The sequence below is a fragment of the Mycobacterium sp. NPDC049093 genome (assembly GCF_040704635.1).
Classification (GTDB): domain Bacteria; phylum Actinomycetota; class Actinomycetes; order Mycobacteriales; family Mycobacteriaceae; genus Mycobacterium.
The window spans coordinates 59,210-76,184 of sequence record NZ_JBEZJS010000009.1 but is presented as its reverse complement, the minus strand read 5'-3'; the positions used below and the strand labels follow the sequence as shown (position 1 = coordinate 76,184).

General features: G+C 67.7%; 14 protein-coding genes and 2 pseudogenes. 9 read left to right on the top strand and 7 right to left on the bottom strand.

Going from position 1 to position 16,975, the window contains the following annotated elements:
- The first annotated feature begins 28 nt into the window (after positions 1-28).
- Positions 29-937: a type VII secretion target gene (locus AB0876_RS29415; RefSeq protein ID WP_526043666.1), complete on the top strand. Its 909-nt coding sequence runs from the start codon at positions 29-31 to the stop codon at positions 935-937.
- Here AB0876_RS29415 and AB0876_RS29410 read toward each other — a convergent pair.
- The 3 genes from AB0876_RS29410 to dapE form a co-directional block, all read right to left on the bottom strand.
- Complete coding sequence (locus AB0876_RS29410) at positions 918-2,540, bottom strand: ABC-F family ATP-binding cassette domain-containing protein (protein WP_526043665.1); 1,623 nt, start codon at positions 2,538-2,540, stop codon at positions 918-920. The two genes, AB0876_RS29415 and AB0876_RS29410, sit on opposite strands and share 20 nt — an antisense overlap.
- 171 nt (positions 2,541-2,711) lie before the next feature.
- Entirely contained in the window at positions 2,712-3,077 is a 366-nt protein-coding gene (hslR, locus tag AB0876_RS29405; RefSeq protein ID WP_526043664.1) for an Hsp15 family ribosome-associated heat shock protein, read from the bottom strand.
- Positions 3,074-4,138, bottom strand: a complete 1,065-nt coding sequence (gene dapE, locus AB0876_RS29400; RefSeq protein WP_526043663.1) for a succinyl-diaminopimelate desuccinylase — start codon at positions 4,136-4,138, stop codon at positions 3,074-3,076. The genes hslR and dapE overlap by 4 nt, the downstream gene beginning before the upstream one ends.
- Before the next feature lie 34 nt (positions 4,139-4,172).
- On the opposite strand from dapE, the gene dapD reads away from it, so the two are divergent.
- A complete protein-coding gene (dapD, locus tag AB0876_RS29395; protein ID WP_526043662.1) occupies positions 4,173-5,117 on the top strand; it encodes a 2,3,4,5-tetrahydropyridine-2,6-dicarboxylate N-succinyltransferase in 945 nt (314 codons plus the stop codon).
- A 429-nt stretch (positions 5,118-5,546) separates the two neighbouring features.
- On the opposite strand, the pseudogene AB0876_RS29390 reads toward dapD, so the two are convergent.
- Together AB0876_RS29390 and AB0876_RS29385 are read right to left on the bottom strand one after the other, a co-directional pair.
- A pseudogene (locus AB0876_RS29390) lies at positions 5,547-5,696 on the bottom strand (VOC family protein); the annotation flags it as partial.
- 13 nt (positions 5,697-5,709) lie between these two features.
- Positions 5,710-7,116, bottom strand: a complete 1,407-nt coding sequence (locus tag AB0876_RS29385; RefSeq protein WP_526043661.1) for an AMP-binding protein — start codon at positions 7,114-7,116, stop codon at positions 5,710-5,712.
- 25 nt (positions 7,117-7,141) lie between these two features.
- On the opposite strand from AB0876_RS29385, the pseudogene AB0876_RS29380 reads away from it, so the two are divergent.
- From AB0876_RS29380 to AB0876_RS29370, 3 genes and pseudogenes are all read left to right on the top strand, one after another.
- Positions 7,142-7,618: pseudogene (locus AB0876_RS29380) on the top strand (DUF309 domain-containing protein); the annotation flags it as partial.
- Positions 7,613-8,170 carry an NUDIX domain-containing protein gene (locus AB0876_RS29375; protein ID WP_526043753.1) on the top strand — a complete coding sequence of 186 codons (558 nt, stop codon included), beginning with the start codon at positions 7,613-7,615 and terminating at the stop codon, positions 8,168-8,170. The pseudogene AB0876_RS29380 and the gene AB0876_RS29375, both read left to right, overlap by 6 nt.
- A 34-nt stretch (positions 8,171-8,204) precedes the next feature.
- Positions 8,205-9,236 (top strand): isopenicillin N synthase family dioxygenase, encoded by a 1,032-nt coding sequence (locus AB0876_RS29370; RefSeq protein WP_526043660.1) that lies wholly within the window; start codon positions 8,205-8,207, stop codon positions 9,234-9,236.
- 9 nt (positions 9,237-9,245) lie between these two features.
- Here the strand turns inward: AB0876_RS29370 and AB0876_RS29365 are convergent, their stop codons facing one another.
- Together AB0876_RS29365 and pruA are read right to left on the bottom strand one after the other, a co-directional pair.
- On the bottom strand, positions 9,246-10,205 hold the full coding sequence (locus AB0876_RS29365; RefSeq protein WP_491842250.1) for a proline dehydrogenase family protein: 960 nt from the start codon (positions 10,203-10,205) through the stop codon (positions 9,246-9,248).
- A gap of 1 nt (position 10,206) precedes the next feature.
- Entirely contained in the window at positions 10,207-11,835 is a 1,629-nt protein-coding gene (gene pruA / locus AB0876_RS29360) for an L-glutamate gamma-semialdehyde dehydrogenase (protein ID WP_526043659.1), read from the bottom strand.
- A gap of 83 nt (positions 11,836-11,918) precedes the next feature.
- Between pruA and AB0876_RS29355 the strand changes: the two genes are divergently transcribed.
- The 4 genes from AB0876_RS29355 to AB0876_RS29340 all read left to right on the top strand — a co-directional run bounded on the left by AB0876_RS29355 (position 11,919) and on the right by AB0876_RS29340 (position 16,969).
- Positions 11,919-13,499 (top strand): PucR family transcriptional regulator, encoded by a 1,581-nt coding sequence (locus tag AB0876_RS29355; protein WP_526043658.1) that lies wholly within the window; start codon positions 11,919-11,921, stop codon positions 13,497-13,499.
- A 91-nt stretch (positions 13,500-13,590) separates the two neighbouring features.
- Entirely contained in the window at positions 13,591-14,166 is a 576-nt protein-coding gene (locus AB0876_RS29350) for a DUF6199 family natural product biosynthesis protein (RefSeq protein ID WP_526043657.1), read from the top strand.
- 88 nt (positions 14,167-14,254) lie between these two features.
- The gene (locus AB0876_RS29345; protein ID WP_526043656.1) at positions 14,255-15,751 is read left to right on the top strand and encodes a carotenoid oxygenase family protein; all 1,497 of its coding nucleotides are present in this window, start codon (positions 14,255-14,257) and stop codon (positions 15,749-15,751) included.
- Positions 15,752-15,760: 9 nt separating this feature from the next.
- Positions 15,761-16,969: a sensor histidine kinase gene (locus AB0876_RS29340; protein WP_526043655.1), complete on the top strand. Its 1,209-nt coding sequence runs from the start codon at positions 15,761-15,763 to the stop codon at positions 16,967-16,969.
- Positions 16,970-16,975 lie beyond the last annotated feature (6 nt).

The window sequence follows — 16,975 nt, the reverse complement described above, 5'->3', positions numbered from 1 at the left end:
TTAGACCACACGATCTCGAGGGGGCTCGATGAACCAGTTCGTCGCCGACACGGCCGCCATCAGCAACTTGGGCGGGATCGTCGGCAATGTCAGCGAAGACATGAACAACTTCAAGAATGCGTTCTCGGGGCCGTCTGACCTCGCAACCAGCCTCGGCCCCATCGCCTCCCAGGCTCTGACCGCTCACGGTGGCGCGATGTCATCCCGGGACGGCGCCCTCGGTGCCACCCAGGTCGCTGCCGGCAGGATGTCCGATTTGCTCGGCCAGGCGTCGCAGGCCTACGCACGGGGCGATCAGGCCGCCGCAGAGCGACTCAAGGCACAGGCCGATGCGCTCAGCGGCAACTCCTCGGCGGCCGCGGGCGGCGGGGCAACCGGGGCAACCGGGGCGGGCGGTGGCGGCGCCGACGGCGCGGGCCAGATGATGGGCCAATTCAGCCAGATGGCCGGACAGATGATGCAGTCGGTCACCCAGCCGCTGCAGGGCCTGACCCAGGCCGTGACGCAGGTACCGCAGCAGGTCATGCAGGGAGTGCAGAGCATCGTCGAGGGCGCTACGCAGGCAGCCGGAGGCGGCGGCGTTGCGGCGGCCACGGCCGCCGATGTCGGCGGTACCGGAGCGGAGGACGCCATCAAGGCCAACGCCGCCGGCCATCAGGGCCCCGGGGACGGCCAGGGCGACGGCTCCGACGGCGGGCCGACGGATCCGCAGGACGGCAAGCACGACGGCAAGAATGACGGCAAAGACCGAGAAGACAAGGCCGAGCACCGCAAACACGACGGTGAAGCCGGCCATCGGGCCGAGGCCGGCGCCGGCGCCCTCGGGTACAACGAGCAGCTGGGCGACCGCGCCTCGGCGGGTGTGCGGCCGGAGGACGGCTATGGCGTCAGCACGCTACCGGCCCAGGCCCACAACATCAGCCAGCGCCGGCAGTAGCGCTCAGCTCGCCGCCGTCCAGCCGCAGCCAGCGGTCGATGCCGATGGCCTCCAGAAACCGTTCGTCGTGGCTGACCACCACGAAAGCCCCCTCATAGGCGTTCAGCGCCGATTCCAGCTGACCGACGCTGACCAGGTCCAGATTGTTGGTCGGCTCGTCCAGCAGCAGTAGTTGGGGTGCGGGCTCGGCATAGAGCACGCAGGCCAGCGTCGCCCGCAGCCGCTCCCCGCCCGACAATGCCGCCACCGGCAGGTGGATGCGGTCACCGCGAAACAGGAACTGCGCCAACAGATGCATGCGCCGAGTGTGCGAGAGACTCGGCGCAGCAGCCGCCAGACTCTCGGCCACTGTGCGGTCCTCGGCCAGCAGGTCCAGGCGTTGCGACAGCGAGGCGATGCGCCCTTCGGCCCGTTGCACCGTCCCCGAGTCGGGTTCCAGCGCGCCGTCGATGACCCGGAGCAGGGTCGACTTGCCCGCGCCGTTGGGACCGGTCAGTGCGATGCGCTCCGGACCGCGGATCGACAAACCAATACCGTTGCCGGCGAACAGTTTCTGCCCGCCACGGCTGATCTGCAGATCCTCCCCGGCGAAGACCGTACGCCCTGCAGGCACCACGGTGTCAGGCAGGTCCAGCGCGATCACCTTGTCATCGCGCAGCATTCGTTCCGCTTCGTCGAGTCGGGTCCGCGCGTCGTCGACCCGCTTGGCGTGTACATCGTCGGCGCGGGCCGCCGATTCCTGCGCATCGCGCTTGAGCTTGCCCGCCACGATCTTCGGCAACCCGGCGTCCTTGACGTTGCGTGCCGCATTCGAGGAGCGTCGGGCAGCGCGCTCGCGCGCCTCCTGCATCTGCCGCTTCTCACGCTTGAGCTGTTGTTCGGCATTGCGGATGTTGCCCTCGGCCACCGACTGCGCCGCCTCTACCGTTTCCTGATAGGCGGTGAAATTTCCTCCGTAGAAGATCATTTCACCGTGGTACAGCTCGGCGATCTGATCCATCCGGTCCAGCAACACCCGGTCATGGCTGACCACCAACAGACAGCCGGTGTAGCTGTCGAGCGCGTCGTAGAGGCGATGCCGGGCCGCACTGTCCAGATTGTTCGTCGGCTCGTCGAGCAGCAGAACACCCGGCCGCTTCAACAGTTGAGCCGCCAGTCCCAGCGACACCACTTCCCCGCCGGACAGCGTGCCCAACTGGCGGTCCAACGCCAAGCCGCCGAGGCCGAGCCGGTCCAACTGGGCCCGCGAGCGTTCCTCGATGTCCCAGTCATCGCCGATGGTCGTGAATACCTCGTCACTGGCGTCACCGGCGGCCAAGGCGGCCAGTGCGTCGAGCACCGGGGCGATCCCCAGTACCGCAGCCACGGTGAGATCAGCAGTGAACGGCAAGCTTTGGGGCAGGTAGCCGACGGCGCCGTCAGACGTCACCGAGCCCGCCGAGGGCAGGTTCTCGCCGGCGATCAGCTTGAGCAGCGTGCTCTTTCCGGCACCGTTCGGTGCGACCAGTCCGGTGCGGCCGGGGCCGACGGAAAACGACAGGTCCGAGAACAGCTCGACGTCATCGGGCCAGGAGAACGACAAATGGGAACAGACGATAGACATGCTGGTACTCCAAGGTGATGCGGGCAGAAAGGCACCGCACAGAGGGACAGGAAGACGAATCGACTCTCGGGATCACCCGGAGATATCGTCAGTTCCCAGCATGTTCTCGGCCCACCTCGGTTGACAGCAGATGCGTTACCCATAGTACGCACGCGTGCAACCGATTTAACTTCAAAGGGTTCCGCGCAGCCGATCCAGTTGGCGCCGTTCACGTTTCGTCGGGCGGCCGGCACCCCGATCGCGGACCGGCACGGCCGGCACGATCTCCTTGGGCGGCGGTGGCGGGCTGCGGTCGATCAGGCACTCCGCTGCGATGGCGGGACCGACCCGCTTGGCGATCGGGCGGATGACCTCCACGATCCGCTCTCGTCCGTCCAACCGGACCCGCACCTCGTCGCCCGGACTGACGTGCTGCGCCGGTTTGGCCGGCACGTTGTTGACCCGCACATGACCACCGCGACAGGCGGCCGCCGCCGCGGACCGGGTCTTGGTGATACGCACCGCCCAGATCCAGCTGTCGACACGAACCGTGCTCACGACAGATAGCGCCTCAGCATGTCGGTGACCGCGGTGATCTGGGCGACCTCGACGCGTTCGTCGACCTTGTGTGCCAGGTTGGGATCGCCCGGCCCGTAGTTCACGGCCGGGATCCCCAGCGCGGCGAACCGCGACACATCGGTCCAGCCGTACTTGGCGCGCACGGCTCCCCCAGCCGCGGCCACCAGCGCAGCAGCAGCCGGCTTGGCCAGGCCCGGCAGTGCACCCGCGGCGGCGTCGGTCAATTCGATGTCGACGTCGAGGCCGTCGAGCACCTCATGGACGTGGGCGACGGCCTGATCGACACTGCGGTCGGGGGCGAAACGGAAGTTGACGGTCACCGAGGCGGCGTCCGGGATCACGTTGCCGGCGATGCCGCCGTCGATCCGGACCGCGGACAGCCCTTCACGGTACACGCAACCATCGATGTCGACGCTGCGGGGCTGATAGGCGGTGAGCCGGTCGAGCACCCCGCCGAGTTTGTGAATCGCGTTGTCCCCCAGCCAGGAACGCGCGGAATGTGCGCGGGTGCCGGTCGCCCCGACGACGACGCGGATCGTGCCCTGACAACCAGCCTCGATGTAACCGCCGGACGGTTCGCCGAGGATCGCGACGTCGGCCTGCAGCCAGTCCGGCAGCTCGCGTTCGATACGGCCCAGCCCGTTGGCACTGGACTCGATCTCTTCGCAGTCGTACATCACCAGGGTGATGTCGTGGCTGGGCTCGGTGATCGTGGCGGCCAGGTGCAGGAACACCGCGTCACCCGACTTCATGTCCGAGGTGCCGCAGCCCCACATCTCGCCGTTCTTGATGTGACTGGGCAGGTTATCGGCGGCGGGCACGGTGTCGATATGGCCGGCCAGCATCACCCGTGACGGACGGCCCAGGTTGGTGCGGGCCAGCACCGCGTCACCGTTGCGGATCACCTCGAACCACGGTGCCTGCGTACGCAGCGCGGCCTCGATCTCATCGGCGATGAGTCGTTCATGGCGCGATTCGCTGGGGATGTCCACCAGCGCGGCGGTCAACGCGATCGGATCGGCACGCAGGTCTAGCCCCATGGACGTCAACGGTAGTCCAGTAACCTTGGCCAACGTGACTGCAGCATCTGGCGTCGGCCTGGCCACCATCACCACCGACGGAACCGTCCTGGACACCTGGTTTCCCGCCCCCGAGCTGAGCGCCTCCGGCGACGCCGGCACGGTGAAGCTCACCGGTGACGACGTGCCCGCCGAGCTCGCGGACCTGACCGGCCCCGATGCCGACCGCGGCGTCGAGGTGGTGGCGGTGCGCACCACGATCAGCGACCTCGCGGCCAAGCCCGCCGACGCGCATGACGCCTACCTGCGGCTGCACCTGCTCTCGCACCGGCTCGTGGCCCCGCACGGCGCCAACATGGACGGCATCTTCGGCCTGCTGGCCAACGTGGTGTGGACCAGCTTCGGGCCATGCGCCGTGGAGGGCTTCGAAACCGTGCGCGCCAAGCTGCGCCGCCGCGGGGCCGTCGCGGTCTACGGCGTCGACAAGTTCCCGCGGATGGTCGACTACGTGCTGCCGTCGGGTGTGCGGATCGCCGACGCCGACCGCGTCCGCCTCGGTGCGCACCTGGCCTCGGGGACGACGGTCATGCACGAGGGCTTCGTGAACTTCAACGCCGGCACGCTGGGCACCTCGATGGTGGAGGGCCGGATCTCGGCCGGTGTCGTGGTGGACGACGGCTCCGACATCGGTGGCGGCGCGTCGATCATGGGCACCCTGTCCGGTGGTGGCAAAGAGGTCATCAAGGTGGGCAAGCGCTGCCTGCTGGGCGCCAACGCGGGCCTGGGCATCTCGCTGGGCGATGATTGCGTGATCGAGGCCGGGCTGTACGTCACCGGCGGCACCAAGGTGAGCACGGCCGACGGCCAGACCACCAAGGCGGTCGAGCTGTCCGGAGCCAACAACCTGCTGTTCCGCCGCAACTCACTCTCCGGCGCGGTCGAGGTGGTCAAGCGTGACGGCACCGGCATCACGCTCAACGACGCGCTGCACGCCAACTAGATTTCGGCGCCGAACATTGGCTTGTGTGTCAAAATTCGCGAAAACCTGACACACAAGCCGACGTTCGAGCTGGCTCAGGTGCGGCTAGGTGCAAGGAATCCCGTGCGGGCCACCGACCCAGTGACCAGGCGGGGATTGCCACGGGCACCACTTTTTGATCTGGCCTGGTGGCAAGTTCGGGCCTGGATTCCAATCAACCCAGCCCGGACCGGGAACCCACGGAATACGGGGGCCGGGGTCAGCCTGTGCTGAAGCCGCGCCCAACCCGAGGGATCCGGCGCCAAGTGCACCGGCGATCATTGCCGTTCCCACGATCTTCTTGAGATTCACGTGTGGCCTCCAAACATCGGCAGGTTGACGTGCGCTTTCCAACCTCTCTATCGACCAAGCTACGCCTTTTGTTAACACGTCGGCGGAGCCGGCCCTACTCGCAGCGAGCACACAGAACTCGTTGCCCTCGGAGTCGGCCAGCGCCACCCAGGTCTGCTCGCCCTGCCCGATGTCGACGTGGCGGGCGCCCAGGCCGATCAGTCGGTCTACCAGGCCCCCAACGTTTCGGGGTCGTGTGCATCGTTGCAGATCTCGGCGAACGTCAGTCCCATTGCGCCAGTTCCTTTTTCATCACCTTTCCCATCGCGTTGCGGGGCAGGCTGTCCACCAGCCGCACTTCGCGGGGGCGTTTGTGTGCTGAAAGTTGTTGAGCGACAAACTCGATGAGCACCTCAGGCGCAGCGGCGCCGACGACGAACGCGACGATGCGCTGCCCGAGATCCTCGTCGGGCACCCCGACTACCGCCGCCTCGTCGACGCCGTCGTGGCCCAGCAGCACCGTCTCGATCTCTCCTGCACCGATGCGGTAGCCGCCGGACTTGATCAGGTCCACCGATTCGCGTCCGACGATGCGATGCATCCCGTCGGCGTCGATCACCGCGACATCGCCGGTGCGGTACCAGCCGTCGGGGTCGAAGGCCTCGGCCGTGGCCTCGGGCCGGTTGAGGTAACCGTCGAACACCATGGGGCCCTTGATCTGTAGCCGTCCGATGGTTTCACCATCGTGGGGCACCGGTGCACCGTCGTCGTCGACCAGCCGGGTCTGGACACCGGCCAGCGGCAACCCGACCCAGCCGGGCCTGCGTTCACCGTCCACCCGGGTGCTCAGCGTGATCAGCGATTCGGTGCTGCCGTAGCGCTCCACGGGAGCGTGCCCGGTCAGCCGCACCAACTCGTCGAACACGGGCACCGGCAGCGGCGCACTACCGGAGACCAGTAGCCGTGCCGTGGACAGCGCCAGGGCAGAGTCGAGGTCCTTGACCACCCGCGACCACACCGTCGGCACCCCGAAGTACAGCGTGCCCTGCGCCTCCGCATACGCGGCCGGCGTCGGTTTCCCGGTGTGTACAAAGCGGTTTCCGATCCGCAGCGAGCCGAGCAGGCCCAGCACCAGGCCGTGCACGTGGAACAGCGGCAGACCGTGCACCAGGGTGTCTGCGGCGGTCCACTGCCACGCCTCGGCCAGCGCGTCGATGTCGTCGGCGATGGCCTGACGACTGATCGGCACGCCCTTGGGCGCTCCGGTGGTTCCCGAGGTGTACATGATGATCGCGGTCGAATCAGCTGCAGGCTCGGGATAGCGGTGCCAGGACCGGGCGTGCAGCCGCACCGGGATGTGCGGCAATCCCTCAGTCTCGTCGGGCCGCTCCCCCAGCCAGGCCTGGGCGCCCGAGTCGGCGAGGATGTGCCGCCGCTCGGCCGTGCCGACGTCGGCGGGTACCGGGACCACCGGCACGCCGGCGATCAGGCACCCGATGATGGCGAGGACCGTCGTCGGGGTCGGGGTCGCCAGGACGGCGACGCGGCGGGCGACAGCGACGCGCTCGGCCACCGAAGTGGCGGCGCCGACGAGGTCGCTGCGGCTCAGCACGGCCCCGTCGATGGAAACGGCATCGTCAAGTTCGGCGCCCGCGGCAACAGCTGCGGGGTTCAAGGAGGCCAGCAACACCCTTGTGAGGCTACCGTCGGGTGGTATGGGCACAGCAGCTGGACGCGACCGCGACGACTCCGGGCGGCCGCGCAGCACCCGCCCGCGTGACGCACTCGGCCGGCCGTTGCCGTACGGCAGTGACGGCGTCGCACGCATTCCCGATGACCTGGAGCTCGCGCCGGCCGAAACTCTCGCCTACGCCCAGGATCTGCTCGACCGTGGTCAGGCGTTCAGCGCCCACGAAGTACTCGAAGCGGCGTGGAAGAACGGCCCGGACCACGAACGTGCGCTCTGGCAGGGCCTGGCGCAACTGGCTGTGGGCATTACGCATGTGCAGCGCGGCAACCGCACCGGTGCCGCTGCGCTCTTGAGACGTGCGTCGGCGCGGCTCTCCCTCGTCGACCAGCCGGCGCCCTACGACATCGACGTGGCCCACCTCGTCGACTTCGCCGCCACCCTCGCCGACGACATCGAGAGCGCCGGCGACATCCCGCCGGATCGGCTACGCATCGGTCTGACGGCCGCCATCCGCCGGACCGCGACGCGCGAGGTGTACCGGAACAACTGGTTGACGCTGCGCGAAGACGACGTCGTCCGGTCTGACGGCAGCACCGGCATCTACGCCGTCGTGGACAAGCAGACCTACGCCCTCGTGATTCCGTACGACCCCGACGGCGATCGGTTTCACCTCGTCGAGCAGTTCCGCTATCCGTTGGGGTTGCGACGCTGGGAGTTCCCTCAGGGCACAGCGCCAGAGAATCAGCATCTGGAGGCCACCGCGCTCGCCCACCGCGAGCTCCGTGAGGAGACCGGTCTGCGCGCCGAGACCATGGAACGACTCGGCCAACTCGATGTGGCGGCGGGAATGAGCAGCCAGCGCGGCTGGGTGTTCCTGGCGACCGGCCTCACCGCGGGCGATCACGAACGCGAGCATGAGGAGCAGGACATGCACAGCGCGTGGTTCTCCCGAGCAGAGCTGAACGACATGATCCGGGCCGGCGCGATCACCGACGCCCAGAGCCTGGCGGCTTTGACTTTTCTGCTGTTGCGCGAGAGGGAAATTCAGCGTTGACATCAACTTAGGTTGAGGTTCTACCGTCGAGCGCGTGAGCCAACCAGAGGTGATAGTCGACCAAGTTGTCCTGCGCGACGGCTTCGTCCCGTTGATCGACATCAGCAGCGCCCGAAACGGCGACCAGCGTCAACGCCAAGCAGTCGCCGACGCCATCGGCCGATGCTGTGAAAGCAGCGGTTTTCTGCTGCTCGTCGGCCATGGGGTGCCCGATGTAGTGATCGAGGACGTCAACCGCGCGTTGCGCGAATTCTTCTCGCTGCCACGGGCCCTCAAGGAAAAGGTCGGGGCCGATCCTGCCGACCCGCTGGCCCGCGGGTTCAGCAGCGCGGGCAACCTCGCGGCGACCAACGACGGAGCCGACCCGCTGGCCGAGCGCGAATCACCGGACCAGGTTGAGAAATTCGTGTACTTCCCGCTGGGCAATCCGGAGGGGCTCGACGGGCCCGGATGGACCGATGAACGCGTGGCGGTCGCCGAACGATGGCCAGAGGTACCGGGATTCCGCGCAGCATACCAACGCTATTACGACGAGATGGCGTCGCTTGCGACCGAGTTGTCTCGGCTGTTCGCCTTGGCGCTGGGCCTGCGCGAAGACTGGTTCGACACGCTGATCGATCGGCACAACTCCAACTTGATGGCCAACCACTACCCGGCCGATGAGCAGCCGGCCGGCCATATCCGGCTCAGCCAACACAGCGACTGGGGCAACCTCACGATCCTGCTGCAAGACGAATCCCAGAGTGGGCTACAGGTTCGGGGCGATCGCGGCGACTGGCTTGATGTGCCGGTGGTACCGGGCTCGTTCGTCATCAACATCGGCGACCTGTTGGCTCGGTGGACCAACGACCGGTGGGTCAGCACGGTGCACCGGGTAGTTGGCACCGGAGCACCCACCGCCGAACGGTTCAGCCTCCCGTTCTTCCACCAGCCCAACTTCGACGCCGTGATCGAGTGCATCCCCACATGTGCGACCGTGGACAACCCGGCGCGGTATGAACCGGTGGTGTCGGGACCGTACCTGCTCGACAAGTTCAAGGTCGCCTACGACCTGAGTCCCAGCTGAGGTCCTGGCTCAGTGGCGCTCGGCCAGTGCCCGCAGGAAGAATGTCAGGTTGGCCGGGCGCTCCGCCAGTCGCCGTACGAAATAGCCGTACCACTCGTTGCCGAACGGTACGTACACCCTGACGTGGTTGCCCGCGTCGGCAAGCCGGCGTTGTTCGGCGTCACGGATGTTGTAGAGCATCTGGTACTCGAAACCGTCCACACCCCGGCTGAATTCATCGACAAGGCCGGGTACCGCGTCGATGATCTCCGGGTCGTGTGAGGCCACCATCGGGTAGCCCGATCCGGCCATCAGAACCCGCAGGCAGCGCAGGTAGGAGTCGGTGACCTCCTGTGCGTCGCGGTAGGCCACCGTGGCGGGCTCGTCGTAGGCACCCTTGCACAGCCTGATCCGGGCTCCGGATGCGGCGAACTCACGGCAGTCCGCCTCGGTCCGGTGCAGATAGGCCTGCAGAACCGTTCCCAGCCAGTCGAATTCGGTGCGCAGATCACGCACGATGGACAGGGTCGAGTCGGTCGTGGTGTGGTCCTCGGCATCCACGGTGACCCAGGCTCCCACCGCGCGGGCCTTGGCACAGATGGTGTGCGCGTTCTCGTAGGCGATCTTCTCGCCGTCGCGCGGCAGCGCCTGACCGAGCGCCGAGAGTTTGAGTGACACCTCCAGCGGTCGCACGGCGGCGTCGATGTCGCCGCGTCGCGCCAGCCCGTCGAGCAGAGTCAGGTAGGCCTGCACGGTGCGTTCGGCGTCGTCGCTGCTCGTCGTGTCCTCGCCGAGGTAGTCGACGGTGACGAACCGGCCCGAATCCCGCAGTGCACCAACAGTGTCGAGCGCCTCGGGCACGGTCTCCCCCGCCACAAAGCGGTCCACCACCTTGCGGGTGATCGGGAGGCGTTCAGCCGTGTGGCGCAGCCGCGGCGAGTGCGACGCGGCCAGGATCGCCGGGCGGGCGACCCGCTGGAAGACGCCCATGTCAGACCTCCATGTGGGGGTAGGTGTGGTTGGTGGGCGGCACGAACGTCTCCTTGATGGAGCGGGCCGAGGTCCAGCGCAACAGGTTCAGCGCGGAGCCCGCCTTGTCGTTGGTGCCCGAGGCCCGCGATCCGCCGAAGGGCTGCTGGCCGACGACCGCGCCGGTCGGCTTGTCGTTGACGTAGAAGTTGCCCGCCGCGTTCCGGAGCCGGTCGGCGGCGGTCAGCACCGCACTGCGATCGTCGGCGATCACCGCGCCGGTCAGCGCGTAGCGGGCACCGGTGTCGACGACGTCGAGCATGCGCTCGTACTCCGCGTCTGGGTAGACGTGGACCGCCAGGATGGGGCCGAAGTACTCCGTGGAGAAGGCCTCGTCGGTCGGGTCATCGGAGAGCAGAACCGTGGGCCGCACGAAATAGCCTTCACTGTCGTCATATTCACCGCCCGCGGCGATGGTGACGCCCGCCGCACCCTTGGCCCGCTCGATCGCCGCGACGTTCTTGGCGTAGGCGCGTTCGTCGATCACGGCACCGCCGTAGTTGGTCAGGTCGGTGACGTCGCCGTACTTGAGGTCCGATGTGGCCGAGAGGAAGTCGTCGCCCATCCGGTGCCATACCGAGCGCGGGATGAAGGCCCGGGAGGCTGCCGAGCACTTCTGTCCCTGGTAGTCGAAAGCACCGCGGATCAGCGCGGTGCGCAGCACATCCGGGCGGGCCGAGGAATGTGCGACGACGAAGTCCTTGCCGCCGGTCTCGCCGACCAGTCGCGGATAGGTGTGGTAGTTGCCGATGTTCGCACCAACCTCACGCCACAGGTGCTGGAACGTGGCGGTCGATCCGGTGAAGTGGATGCCGGCCAGTCGCGGATCCGCCAGGGCCACATCGGAAACCGCGATCCCGTCGCCGGTCACCAGGTTGATCACTCCGGGCGGCAGTCCGGCGGCCTCGAGCAGCTGCATCGTCAGGTAGGCCGCGAAGGTCTGGGTGGGCGAGGGTTTCCACACCACGGTGTTGCCCATCAGGGCGGGTGCGGTGGGCAGGTTGCCTGCGATCGCGGTGAAGTTGAAGGGGGTGATGGCGTAGACGAAGCCCTCGAGTGGCCGGTGGTCGGTGCGGTTCCAGACGCCGGGGCTGCTGATGGGCTGTTGGGCCAGGATCTGACGGGCGAACTCGACGTTGAACCGCCAGAAGTCGATCAGCTCACAGGGCGCGTCGATCTCGGCCTGGTAGGCGGTCTTGGACTGGCCGAGCATGGTGGCGGCGGCGATCTTCTCGCGCCACGGTCCGGACAGCAGATCGGCCGCCCGCAGGAACACCGCGGCGCGCTCGTCGAACGGCATCCGGGCCCAATCGGCCTTGGCGGCCAGCGCGGCCTCGATGGCGGCACTGGCGTCGGCGTGTTCGGCGTTGGTCAGGGTGCCCAGCGTCGCGCGGTGGCGATGCGGTTGCACGACATCAATGCGTGCACCGCCGCCCATGGTGTGTTTGCCGCCGATCACGTGCGGCAGGTCGATCGGGGCGCCGGTGAGTTCGCCGAGCGCAGTGGCGAGCCGGGCGCGTTCCCCCGAGCCCGGTGCGTAGTCGTGAACCGGCTCGTTGGCCGGCGAGGGCACGTCGGTGATGGCATCCATGAGTCCAGAATCCCCGACGTGACCCACGCAACACTTGTCTGTTTCGCCAAGCCTCACCGCCAAGATAAGTAGAATCGGACAACATGCCCACCACCGGCGTCAGCCTGGGCCAACTGTTGTTGGCGCTGGATGCCACCCTGGTCAGATTGGTTCAGGCGCCCCGGGGCCTGGATCTGGCGGTGGCCTCGGCGGCGCTCATCGATTCCGACGACGTGCGCCTGGGCCTGGCCCCGTCCGCAGGCGCCGCGGACGTGTTCTTCCTGCTCGGCGTGTCCGAGGCCGACGCGCTGGGTTGGGTCGAGCAGCAGACCGCACGCCGGCCGCCCGCGGCAATCTTCATCAAAAAGCCGTCCGATGCGGTCATCGAACGGGCGGTGGCCGCAGGCACCGCGGTGGTTGCCGTAGATCCGCGAGCCCGCTGGGAGCGGCTGTACCGATTGGTCAACCATGTCTTCGAGCACCATGGTGACGGCGCGCTGCACGATTCGGGTACCGACCTGTTCGGCCTGGCCCAGTCGGTGGCCGAACGCACGCACGGCATGGTCAGCATCGAGGATGCCCAGTCACACGTGTTGGCCTATTCCGCGTCCAGCAACGAAGCCGACGAGTTGCGTCGCCTGTCGATTCTCGGCCGGGCGGGTCCACCGGAGCATCTGGCGTGGATCGCCCAGTGGGGCATCTTCGATGCGTTGCGTTCGCGACCGGAGGCGGTGCGGGTGGCCGAGCGCCCCGAGCTCGGGCTGCGACCCAGGCTGGCGATCGGCATCTTCGCGCCCGCCGTCGACGAGCGCCGGGCCGCCGCGTTCGTCGGCACCATCTGGGTGCAGCAGGGCAGTCGCCCGCTGGCCGAGGACGCCGAGGAGGTGATGCGCGGCGCCGCAGTGCTGGCCGCGCGGATCATGGCGCGCCTGGCTGCCGCACCCTCCACCCATGCCGTGCGGGTACAGGAACTGCTGGGTTTGGGCGAGGCGGAGGCCCCCGTCGAGGTGGAGTTGATCGCCCGGGAACTCGGTGTGGCCGTTGACGGCCGGGCTGCGGTGATCGGCTTCGACAGCCGCGCCGGTGGCAATCAGGCGAGCCGACTGGCTGATGTTCTGGCGTTGAGCGCCAGCGCTTTTCGCCACGACGCGCAGATGGCCTCGGTGGGACCGCGGGTCTATGTGTTGTTCCCCAGCACCGGTAAGGCGGTGACGTCGTGGGTGCGTGGCACCGTGGCGTCGTTGCGCAGTGAGTTGGGACTGGAGCTGCACGCGGTGATCGCCAGCCCGGTGGCCGGGTTGGCCGGCGCGGCGGCGGCCCGCACCGATGTCGACCGGGTGCTCGACACGGCCCAACGCCATCCCGGAACGCTGGCGGCGGTCACCTCGCTGGCCGAGGCGCGTACCACGGTGCTGCTCGACGAGATCGTCACCGCCATCGCCGCCGACGAGCGGCTGATCGATCCGCGGGTGCGGATGCTGCGGGCCGACGAACCGGTGCTCGCGGAAACCCTCGGTGTGTACCTGGACTGCTTCGGCGACGTGGCCGCGGCCGCGCAGCATCTGCACGTACACCCCAACACTGTCCGCTACCGGATCCGCCGCGTGGAGCAGCTGATCGCGGCCTCCCTCAACGATGCCGATGTCCGGCTGCTGCTCGCGTTGAGCCTGCGGGCCACAACATGAGGTCGGTCGAAATTGGTGCGCTCGACCACGGGGCTCATCCCCCAGAATGACACCTGAGGTTTGACGCGACGGGTTTCGACGGGGGGTCACCATGCTGGCGCTGGGCATCCTGTCTTTTCTTCTGGCAGCCGTGCTGGTGTTCTTCGCGGCGCGTCCGAAGCTCGCCTTCTATCTCGACGAAGGATGGAAGTTCCGCGACCGAACCGAGCCGTCGGACACCTACGTCGCGGTCAACGGGGTGGGGCGGATCATCGGCGCCGTCGTCGCGGTGGTGGTGGGCATCGCCTGCATCGGGCAGCACTTCAGTGACAAGAACGAAGCGCGCGCCAAGCAGGAGCAAACCGACCTCTACGCTGCGGCTAAGCAGCGGTGCGAATCGCAGGTCCGCCCACGGTTGAACGAGACCATCAAGTGGGACGACGGGGCGATCGCCAATCACCAAGAAGTACAGGCACTTGCCGACGAGCTCGAGGTCGAGATCGAGTTCATCAAGGACGGTGTTTATAAGTCCGGTAGCCAGTCCAACACTCCGACGGAGAACATGTGGGTTCGCGACCGCACGCTGCCGAAGTACCACGACATGCTGCTGTACTACCACGGCGGTTTACAGTCTCTCGGGAAATCTCAACAGCTCACCGAATGCTCCATGGCTCGCCCGCCAAGCTGATCGACAACTGGCTGTCGATCGTTCGGTTGACATACGAATCAGCCGTGAAGTCGTCGCGTGTACACGCCTGGTGGGGCACCGTGGGGTTATGACGACCCAAGCGGTTCAGCAGGAATCCGAGCATCCGTATCTGAGCGGGAACTACGCCCCGGTACATGACGAGGTCACCGTCACCGACCTGACGGTCACGGGCAACATTCCGGACTATCTCGACGGGCGCTACCTGCGCACCGGCCCCAACCCGCTGCGGGCACCCGATCCGCGGCACCACCACTGGTTTCTGGGCGACGGCATGGCGCACGGGATCCGACTGCGTGACGGCAGCGCGACCTGGTACCGGAACCGGTGGGTCCGGTCGAGTTCGGTGGCTCGCGAACTCGGCGAAAAATGGGTCGGTGGCGCGCACGCCGGTGGTTTCGACTTCCCGTCGAACACCAACATCATCGGCCACGCCGGCCGGACGTTGGTGGTCACCGAGGCCGGGGTGCGGCCCTACGAACTCACCGACGAGCTCGACACGGTAGGTCCGTCCGACTTCTGCGGCACTCTGTTCGGCGGGTTCACCGCACACCCCAAACACGATCCGAAAACCGGTGAACTGCATGCCGTCTCGTACAACCCGTTGCGTGGCAACCTGGTCAGCTACACCGTCACGGGGGTGGACGGCAGGGTCCGGCGCACCGTCGACATCGCCTTACGCGCACAGACGATGATGCACGACTTCACCCTGACCGAGAAGTATGTGGTGCTCTACGACCTGCCGGTGCTGCTCGATCTGACGACGATGGTCAAGAGCGCCCCGGCGCGCGCTGCCGCACGGTTGCTGACCGGATTCGCGGCCCGGCATGCGGCACCGGACTTCGTCTTGCGCGCCGCGATGCGCGGATCCGAACGCGCCGCGCTACCGACAACGGCGATGCCGTATCGGTGGTCGCCGGAGCACGGTGCCCGTGTCGGGGTGATGCCCCGCGAGGGATCGGCCGCCGACATCCGGTGGTTCGACATACCGCCGTGCTACGTGTTCCACACCCTCAACGGGTTCGATCAGACCGGACCCGACGGCGAACAGATCGTGCTCGACGTCGTCCGCCATCCGGCGGTGTTCACCACCGGGGACCGGCTGTTCACCGACTCGATCACGTTGGACCGCTGGACCGTTGACCTTCGCACCGGCACAGTGCGCGAGCAGCGGCTCCACGACGAGACTCAGGAATTCCCCCGCATCGACGAGCGCATGGTCGGGCGGCAGCACCGGTACGGCTACACCGTCAGCCTGCCACCGGAACCGGACGCGGCAGCGGGCGCCATCCTGCGCCACGACCTGTGTGAGGGCACGACTGACCGAATCGACTTCGGGCCCGGGCGCGAACCCGGCGAGTTCGTCTTCGTCCCGTCCGGACCGGACGCCGACGAGAACGACGGCGTGGTGATGGGATTCGTCTACGACCGAGCCGAGAACCGCAGCGATCTGGTGTTGCTCGACGGGCAGAGTCTGGCACCCGTTGCCACCGTGCACATTCCGGTCAGGGTTCCGCACGGATTCCACGGAAACTGGGTGGCCACCGAAGGCGCCGGCGGCCGTTAACATCGGCAGATGACCGAAACCGGTCCGTCCACCACAGCAGTCCTGCAGGAGCCGTCGGACTGGCATTGGATGTGGGAGACCTACGTCTGCGGGTTGTGCGTCGCGGCGATCGTCGCGGTGGTGTTGCTGCGACACACCCTCGGCGGCAACGTAGGTGTGGCGTGCGGCGCACTCGCCGCGATGGTCGTCATCGTTCTGGCGTTCGGGCGCAGCGTGATTCACGATGCGGATCCGATCGCCGGCCCGGTGAGCGCACGGACGGCGGCGTTCCTGGCAGTGATGATCGGCCTCTGGCTGCTCGCGCTGCTGGCCGCGGCGCCGGCCGTCGCGGCAATTCCGGCGCTCTTCCCGCTGATCTTCGCCACGTTGCCGCTGACGGCGGCGTTGACGCTGACCTTCCTGGTAACCCTGGCACCGTTGGGCCTCGCCGTGGCCATCCACGGGCTGGGATGGCCGAGCCTGCCGCCGGTGGCGGCGGTGACCCTCGTCGGCGCGGTAGCCGCCCCGATCATCGGTACCACCATCATGACCACGATGCGCCAGCGACAGAGGTTGGCGGAGACCGTCGCCGAGTTGGCGGCCAGCCGGGCCGAAGCCGGCCGCCTGTCGCGGGAGGCCGGGGTGGCCGCTGAACGGGAGCGGTTGGCCCGCGAGATCCATGACACCCTGGCCCAAGGATTCACCAGCATCGTGGCGCTCGCCCAGGCGGTGCAGGCCGAGAGTGACGCCGATCCGGCCGCCGCCGCCCGGCATGTGGAGTTGATCCGCAACACCGCGCGCGACAACCTGGCCGAGGCCCGCACGATGGTCACCAGGCTGACCCCGGCCGCGTTGGAGCAGGGCTCCCTGCCTGCCGCCCTGCGCCGCCAGTGCGAGCGACTGGCCGCCGAGACCGGCATCGCCGTCGACATCCACATCGACGACGACCTGCCCCCGCTCGGCATGGCCGCCGATGTGGTGTTGTTGCGCAGCGCGCAGGAGGCGATGGCGAACGTGCGCCGGCATTCGCAGGCCAGTGAACTCCGGGTCCACCTTGAGCCCGTACCGCACGGGGTACGACTTTCCCTGTCCGACAACGGTATCGGTCTGCAGCCCGACCACGTCGACGGTTTCGGCCTGCGCGGTATGCAGGCCCGGCTGGATCAGGTCGGCGGCACCCTGACCTTGTCGGTGCCCGACGGTGGCGGCGTGCGGGTGATCGTGGCGGTGCCGGCATGACCGGCA

Bases quoted from the DNA above. Each gene is read 5' to 3' on its own strand.
- AB0876_RS29415 (WP_526043666.1), top strand. From the start codon at position 29: ATGAACCAGTTCGTCGCCGACACGGCCGCCATCAGCAACTTGGGCGGG.
- AB0876_RS29410 (WP_526043665.1), bottom strand. From the start codon at position 2,540: ATGTCTATCGTCTGTTCCCATTTGTCGTTCTCCTGGCCCGATGACGTC.
- dapE (WP_526043663.1), bottom strand. From the start codon at position 4,138: ATGGGGCTAGACCTGCGTGCCGATCCGATCGCGTTGACCGCCGCGCTG.
- pruA (WP_526043659.1), bottom strand. From the start codon at position 11,835: ATGGATGCCATCACCGACGTGCCCTCGCCGGCCAACGAGCCGGTTCAC.
- AB0876_RS29355 (WP_526043658.1), top strand. From the start codon at position 11,919: ATGCCCACCACCGGCGTCAGCCTGGGCCAACTGTTGTTGGCGCTGGAT.
- AB0876_RS29340 (WP_526043655.1), top strand. From the start codon at position 15,761: ATGACCGAAACCGGTCCGTCCACCACAGCAGTCCTGCAGGAGCCGTCG.
- AB0876_RS29345 (WP_526043656.1), top strand. From the start codon at position 14,255: ATGACGACCCAAGCGGTTCAGCAGGAATCCGAGCATCCGTATCTGAGC.
- AB0876_RS29350 (WP_526043657.1), top strand. From the start codon at position 13,591: ATGCTGGCGCTGGGCATCCTGTCTTTTCTTCTGGCAGCCGTGCTGGTG.
- AB0876_RS29365 (WP_491842250.1), bottom strand. From the start codon at position 10,205: ATGGGCGTCTTCCAGCGGGTCGCCCGCCCGGCGATCCTGGCCGCGTCG.